Genomic DNA, 6894 nt, shown 5'->3' with positions numbered 1-6894 from the left:
GCCTCTTAAAAAGCGTCATTCCGAAGGTGTTATGGAACCGAGTTCACAAGTATGGCGATCCTTAAATGGGTTCAGGATACTGGCGTCGATTGGCACTATATCGCACCGGGCAAGCCTCAGCAGAACGGCTTCATCGAAAGCTTTAACGGCAAGCTCAGAGACGAATGTCTCAATGAAACGCTCTTCGGCACGCTGACTGATGCCCGCCAAACGCTTGAAGAATGGCAGGAGGATTACAATTGGTGCAGACCACATTCAGCCTTGGGGAACCTGGCCCCGATGGAATTTTTGCAGAGAAAGGCAATGGACAAAATGGCGGCTTAACGCCAAAGATTTAAACCCAAGGACTCCGCGCAAAGCTGGAGGGAACTTGGGGCGCAGGTCAATTCCAAAAAGCTTCCGCAAGAACGGCCCGCTCGTAGTCGTGCTGCACGGTAGCTCCCAGTCGGCGGAAAGTTATGATATCGGATCGGGTTGGTCTACGCTTGCTGACGAATGCGGTGTCGCGCTCCTGTTTCCAGGGCAAAGAATGACCAACAATCTTCTTGGCAGCTTCAACTGGTTCGAGACTGGCGACAACCAGCGCAACGGCGGTGAACCACTCTCTATTCGTCAGATGATCAAGCAAGTTGTCGACAATCATGCGGTGGATCCGTCGCGTATCTTCATCACAGGGTTGTCTTCGGGAGGCGCGATGACTTCTGTCATGCTGGCGACCTATCCTAAAGTGTTCGCTGGAGGCGCGATCATCGCAGGGTTGCCCTATCGCAGCGCAGACAACATGATGGAGGCGCTCGTTCGCATGAATGGATATGGCAGTCCCTCGGACCACAAACTCGACGCGCTTGTGCGCGGAGCCTCAAACTCCACCGGCCCTTGGCCGACAATCTCTGTCTGGCATGGCGGAAGCGACGGGACCGTTGACAGCTCCAACGCCGATTCCATCGTAGGGCAGTGGCAAAAAATCAACAACGTCGAAGGACCCAACACGGGTGGAGAAGGTCGACAGCTTTCCCAGACAGGTTTGGTGCGACACGGGCGGAAGGGTTGTGATCGAGCAATATACTATCGAGGAAATGTGCCACGGCACGCCGATCAGTGCTGACGGAGATGAGGGTCTCGGAGAAGCGAGCAAATATATGCTTGAAGTTGGAATATCTTCGACTCGTCACATCGCGGATTTCTGGGGCCTAAGGCAGTAGTGGAACGGTGGCTGGGTCTACTGCGCCAGCAGTATAGGCCCAGAAGGGCAGACGTGCCGACAAGTCAAGCAATCCGGCTCCTTATAACAATAGGTTGGTCAATTGGTGTGCAGGGTTAACTCTGTCGATGGAGGATAAACGCTTCCGGAGACAACTCACCAATAAGCTCCTGCGGAGAAGTTCACTGAAGATGTCGATGCAACCAAATGAGCCAGACGTCTTATGCTGACGTTTCACGGACGCTCACGAATGGCGGCTTCATCCCGCTGACCTACGTTTCGGCATACAAAATGCTGCGTGATGCATGAATGTCTCCTTCGACGAGCCGCACCGCAGCATCCAAGATTACTGTTGGACGTCGGCTTTGGGCCGAAAACAACATGTGTTTTCTTATCGAATCGACGACAGTACGCTCAGCAGTGGGGTCGAAGACCCTGTCGATTTCGAACGAAGAATGGCTTAAACGAGCGCCTAGATTGGCACTCAAACGGGACGGTTTCACCCAACGGTCCAGATTCAAAATACCTAAGCCGGTGGGCTAAGGTTTAACTGATTTTCGTGTATGAAATTTGACCACATCATCGGAACCGTCTTTACGTTTCATACTATCAAGTTTTTTCCGTGTGTTTTCTCGACATGCGGGACATACGGAGTAGCTCTTGGGAAAGTAGCGATCGTTCATGTGAGAAAATGTGTCAATCCAGTTTTCTCCAACAAGAAATGAACAGCAAACAGAGCATCGCGTCTTGTCAAAGTGATCTGTAAAAATCGCTACGTTATTCGCACGGAAGCGTTTTTTATTGTGAACGAGAGCATGGCTCAATGTAAGCCAGCCCTTTTCTTCGGGACAAATGGATAATCTAAACAACCTTTGCACTTCAGGGGCGTCACAACGATACAGAATATCGAAGCTTTCAGTGTCCATTCGGCAGGCAAAAAAGATGGCATTTAGATAGGAAGATGTTTCAAAACCGTCGATAAAGTCCCAAATCTTTCGTCCGATCACATTCTTTGCCATCGCATTCGGGGCGTCATTTTTAACTGCAAATCGGTCCCACTCTGGACCGACCGATACAATATCATCGGCTTCATTTATGACATAGCTATTCGCTTCAACTTCGCTCATAGGATCAATCCCACATTTTTTTGCCCAAATTGCAAGTGTAGCTGAAAACGCGTTGGAATCATTTTCCGGAAATTTTGTGGATCACATGCAACCAACAAGGGGGCAATGTTCGGGGGGCAGGTCACATACCTCGGAAATGTTAGGCTTCTGCAACAATATTCAATGTCCGTTTCAGGCAATGCGCAGCCGCATCGAGCGTCGGCGAAAGGTCGGCTCTGGGCTGAATGGCGATGCGGCCATTAAAGTAGCGCGCCATACAGAAAAGTAGAGAAAGGCTCTGCAAAATGGCATTAGTACATATAGGACCATCGTGTCGAACTGTGCTATAGTTCTACTTAGCGGAGGACGATCAAATGAGCTTTGTTTCAATCACCACTTGGCGAATAATAGGCGAGACCGAAACCCTGCAGCATGTAACGGACCTGATGGTGCAAAAATATTTTCCCGGGTTGTTGGCTTTGGGCGCGAAGCATTCAATGCTCATGGATGCTGAACTAGACCGCTTTGCCATCGTAACGATTTATCCAAGCCGCGGGGTTCGTGATGACGCCGTCGCTCATATCTCAGCCCTCAGGAGCGAAGGTGCTGAAGAATTTGGGGCGGAGCTGATGGATGCTTATGGCGGGGAAATGTTGGCCTCCTCTGAATCCTAGAGGGCCATGCTCATTTTATGCGCTTGGAAAACATCAATCGATCCAAATTATTGGTCCTTCGCTTAATGTCAACTTTGGGGAAGCTGCAATGCGGCAACATATCTCATGACCAAGGTCTGCTCTGGGCCGTCCTTGTAGGGGCCGTGTCACCTAACGGGCAAAATGCCGCGACCGATCTAATGGCGGCAGTGAGGCCATTTCGACAAATGCTGCGAACAATTCCAAGGTCTGCTTTCAAAGCCCTGCCAAAAAGTGGGAAATCCGAACTTAGTTCTGCCAAGGTTTTGTGAAATAATATGATTTCAAGGATTTTGGTTGAGTGACCTAGCGTGAACAAAAGCCAAAATATGACGCTTGGACACACGCTCGGAAAAGCCTTGGCAGGGCCGTGAGCATGCCTGAGTATACAACGAAGAATATCAGCTCGGACTTCAGATGAAACAGACCCAAAAGTTGGAAAAATTGATCAGGAACAATTCCTTGCGTCAGTGCCCGACGTGTCGGCTAACCTGATCTTATTATGACTACCGCTTCTACATCCTGTCGGTAGAAATCGTTTCGTGCAATGATCGATACCAAGCCTCCAACTCATAGATGGTCGTCCCGTTAGGGTCTCTACCGCCGATCTCAGAACCGAAGTCACGCTGGCGATCGCCAAGAATCTCAAAGGTTGGTCGATCCTGAATCTTTAACTCTGCATAGGCCGAAAAATAGACTGCTTCATGCGTATTGAGAAAATCGTAAAGACCATCATCCGGGAAATAGTAGTCTTTTCCTGGCAGTACATCTTCAGCGTCGCCTCTATCAAATGTGATCAGGCGGCGGGTATCTTTTGCAGCCAATAAGTTGAGGTCTTTCTCACCAGTGCCAAACTGGCCCAACATCATACTTGCACCAGCTTGACGATGTGGGCGACTAGCTTCAAGCCCAAGTAATACATGAAGCGGTTCAACGAGATGGCGAAGATCCACAAGCCACAGAAATGGCGCTGCTTGCAGAAGTTCCAGCGGGTCCCAGTAGTAGAGATAGCCAATACCTTCATGCTCAAACTCTTCGGCCCCGAAGTCATACGAAGCAAAAAACAATGCGACTTCAGGGTCGTAGGTTACATCCAAACAGAATGATGGCCAGCCGTAGTGCTGAAATATAGGAGCAAAGATCATCATCGCAGCCGATGAACCCACCCCCGTTCCTTTCACAGCTTCTACTGTCTTTAGGATGTCCAACGGCTCACCATCCAGATAGATTGCCTCATCTGATATAACTAAGCGACCCTCGAAATAGTCGACCATCAGATGCCAAGTTAAGTCGAAGAGTATCTTCTCATGGTTGGACCTTACATCGCTTGACTGTCTCAATAGGCTTGTCGTGAACGGATATTCTCTCCGTTCTCCACGGAAGAGAAACCGGTGCCTTTCATTATCATCCCGACGGAATTGATCTCCTCTGAGAAATTCCAATGCTTCTTGTGTTGTTTGAAAATGCTGACTAATGTCCATTGTTCTTCACCGAATCTTCATTTGTCGTCCACTTGAAAAGCTAACCTTACGGCAGGTGAGCGTGAAATGGCAGAACCTGCATACGTATTGCCAAGGCGAAGTTCAGCTTCCCGCACAGCGGACATAAACCCCTTGCCAATACTTATGCGCCAAAAACGGTCGTTTTTGGACGCTTTGACCGCTTTTCAGTAATCATTGAGCGTTGCTCATCCTAAAACCCCGACCAAAACCTTTTGGTTTTTGAGCACCTATTTGGTACACTTTGTTTATGATATTTGGATACGGCCCGCGTCTCAACTGACGATCAAACACTTGACTCTCAAATCGATGCGCTCACCAGCGCCGGGACTGAACGCATTTTTCAAGAAAAGAAGACCGGAAAAAACCGCGATCGACGAGAGCTTGCGAATTTGTTTGAGCATCTCCGCAAGGACGATGTTGTTATGGTGGCGAGAGACCGGTTACAGAAATAGCGAGGCTATTTGGGGTTAGCCGACAGACAATAATGCGGGCTTAATCGGAGGAAAGCGGTGAGGCGCTGCACCTGCGCGACGATTGCAAGCTTGGGTGGTTAAGGCAGCGGCGGTACTTCACGCTGCGGGCTGATCAGCTCTGATCAGTACAGCGTTGCGAATTCATCCAATACCAATTCCAACGTTGCGACGAAGGTGGTGAAGTTGAATGATATCCCGTGCTCTCGTCTTTCATGAATGTATCGCCATTCAACGAAAGCGTTGGCATGATGGTATAGCACGTCTCTGATCCCATAGTCCGGTACGAGAAAATTTGGGTGGTGCGGTGCCACATTTTTCCTGAACTCGCGATCAAGGCGTTCCTTACTGGTGTCACCAAGGAGCTCGAACAGCTTTAAAAGATCGTGAATTCTCTTGGTTTTGAGGGTGTTGTGATCCCAAACGAACCAAGCCTTTAGCGCAAATTCCATTGACAGCGCCAAAAGCATTGGTTCAATACCGGAATGGTCCTCGAGACGCATTCCAAATTCATGCGCATCGGTATCCGCCATTGCCTGGGTCTGCTTGAGGATGGATCGCGCCTGTTTTTCAAGTTTGACACCTGTAGAAAGGCCGTGGAACTGACGCGATTTTGGCATAAATAAGATATAGGTTGATCTTAAGGTTACGGCAATGCGCATAGGCAAAGTGGTTTGACCAGGGCATGGCTGGCGGTAAATTCGGCGGAAACCGGAAGTTCGCTGCAGGAGCGCTCAAGCCGATCCGACGGCGGCATAGCGGACGTTAGACTGTCGAGGTCTCGCCTTGGGACGGCTTGCTCACAAGATTGCGACAACCGGACATTTGCTGAACGTCCTTCATCGCGGAAGCTTGGGCAGGAAAGGCTCGTTCGCTACACTCTGCGTCAAGGTCCCGATCTGCCAGACGGTCGAAGAAATTGCTGGCAGTGCATTTATGATTGATTTTCACCATAATAAGTCAGGTTTGCCGCAATTTAGATGAATTTTTGTCAAATTGTTACTTCAGGTGTCTGTAACCGAAGTTGCCCATGGAGGAGGTGCAAAGCACCCAATCGCGACACTAACTGCATAGACCACAACAACTATTCGACCACGTCCTCATGAATGTGCGACTAGGTCAGACATGCTATTGTATTCGGTCATATAGGGCCCGTAAGATTGTAAACGAAGTTCAAGAACTGCAGCGTCGGTCAATTATTTCCCAAGCTTGTTACCTATGGCGACTAAAAAAGAAGGAGGAGTGTGTATGTATAGTAAACTGTTAATGTGTTCCTTTGTAGCTGCTATAGCTGCAACATCAACGAGCGCGGCTACCCTTAACACTAATGAATCAGCGTTTAATGACGCTACGGCAGGCGTGCCCCTACAGACGGAGACGTTTGATGGATACAATCAAAGCAATCTCACGAGCATTGATTTTGGGCCGTTCACTGCTTCAGGTCCAAGCTTTGATGTGACGAGCAGCAGTTATTGCACCTCCGGCGCATGTATAACAAGCATCGACAATGTTATTACCTTCACATTCGACTCACCTATTACCGTTCTTAAGTTCGATCTTGCCAGCTCGGCGGGAGAAACCTTTGCTGTCGACGGTAACTCCCTGGGTACAGTGACAACAAATTTTGTTGGTATCTATGATTTTGACGCGCCGTTCACGACGTTGAACATTACGAGTAATGGCAATTTTCCATCAGATTTGTATGATATCGACAACTTTTCATTTGGAACAGGAACGCCTCCGCCCAACGCAGCGCCCACCGCTGACGCTGGCACAGATCAGGCGGTGACATCGGGGACGCAGGTCGCACTGGCCGGCTCTGGCAATGACAGCGATGGCACCATCGCCAGCTATGCATGGACCCGCACGGGGGGCACAGGCACAGCGGCCAACGCGACATTGTCGGATGCCACGGCGCAAAAC

General features: G+C 49.6%; 7 protein-coding genes and 1 pseudogene. 5 read left to right on the top strand and 3 right to left on the bottom strand.

What is annotated here, in order from left to right; translation table 11 throughout:
- Nucleotides 1-33 precede the first annotated feature (33 nt).
- Together FHS72_RS18290 and FHS72_RS18285 are read left to right on the top strand one after the other, a co-directional pair.
- A pseudogene (locus FHS72_RS18290) lies at nucleotides 34-324 on the top strand (integrase core domain-containing protein); the annotation flags it as partial.
- Between the two features lie 100 nt (nucleotides 325-424).
- On the top strand, nucleotides 425-1105 hold the full coding sequence (locus tag FHS72_RS18285; protein ID WP_343042717.1) for an extracellular catalytic domain type 1 short-chain-length polyhydroxyalkanoate depolymerase: 681 nt from the start codon (nucleotides 425-427) through the stop codon (nucleotides 1103-1105).
- A gap of 635 nt (nucleotides 1106-1740) precedes the next feature.
- On the opposite strand, the gene FHS72_RS18280 is transcribed toward FHS72_RS18285, so the two are convergent.
- Nucleotides 1741-2328, bottom strand: a complete 588-nt coding sequence (locus FHS72_RS18280) for a hypothetical protein (protein ID WP_183531179.1) — start codon at nucleotides 2326-2328, stop codon at nucleotides 1741-1743.
- Nucleotides 2329-2681: 353 nt separating this feature from the next.
- Here FHS72_RS18280 and FHS72_RS18275 point away from each other — a divergent pair, with 353 nt between their 5' ends.
- Nucleotides 2682-2981, top strand: coding sequence for a hypothetical protein (locus FHS72_RS18275; protein WP_183531178.1), 300 nt, complete (start codon nucleotides 2682-2684; stop codon nucleotides 2979-2981).
- 533 nt (nucleotides 2982-3514) lie between these two features.
- Here FHS72_RS18275 and FHS72_RS18270 read toward each other — a convergent pair.
- Nucleotides 3515-4480 (bottom strand): FRG domain-containing protein, encoded by a 966-nt coding sequence (locus FHS72_RS18270; RefSeq protein WP_183531177.1) that lies wholly within the window; start codon nucleotides 4478-4480, stop codon nucleotides 3515-3517.
- Nucleotides 4481-4755: 275 nt separating this feature from the next.
- Here FHS72_RS18270 and FHS72_RS18690 point away from each other — a divergent pair, with 275 nt between their 5' ends.
- A complete protein-coding gene (locus tag FHS72_RS18690; protein WP_183531176.1) occupies nucleotides 4756-4953 on the top strand; it encodes a recombinase family protein in 198 nt (65 codons plus the stop codon).
- Nucleotides 4954-5096: 143 nt separating this feature from the next.
- Here FHS72_RS18690 and FHS72_RS18425 read toward each other — a convergent pair whose 3' ends face one another.
- Complete coding sequence (locus tag FHS72_RS18425) at nucleotides 5097-5633, bottom strand: hypothetical protein (protein ID WP_221235483.1); 537 nt, start codon at nucleotides 5631-5633, stop codon at nucleotides 5097-5099.
- A 586-nt stretch (nucleotides 5634-6219) separates the two neighbouring features.
- Here FHS72_RS18425 and FHS72_RS18255 point away from each other — a divergent pair.
- Nucleotides 6220-6894 (top strand): PKD domain-containing protein (locus tag FHS72_RS18255; RefSeq protein ID WP_183531175.1); only part of this gene is annotated, 675 nt, incomplete at its 3' end.

Origin of the sequence: Yoonia ponticola (assembly GCF_014199395.1) — a bacterium.
Lineage (GTDB): Bacteria > Pseudomonadota > Alphaproteobacteria > Rhodobacterales > Rhodobacteraceae > Yoonia > Yoonia ponticola.
Note: the sequence above shows the minus strand (reverse complement) of the source record. Positions and strands in the feature narration are given on the sequence as shown.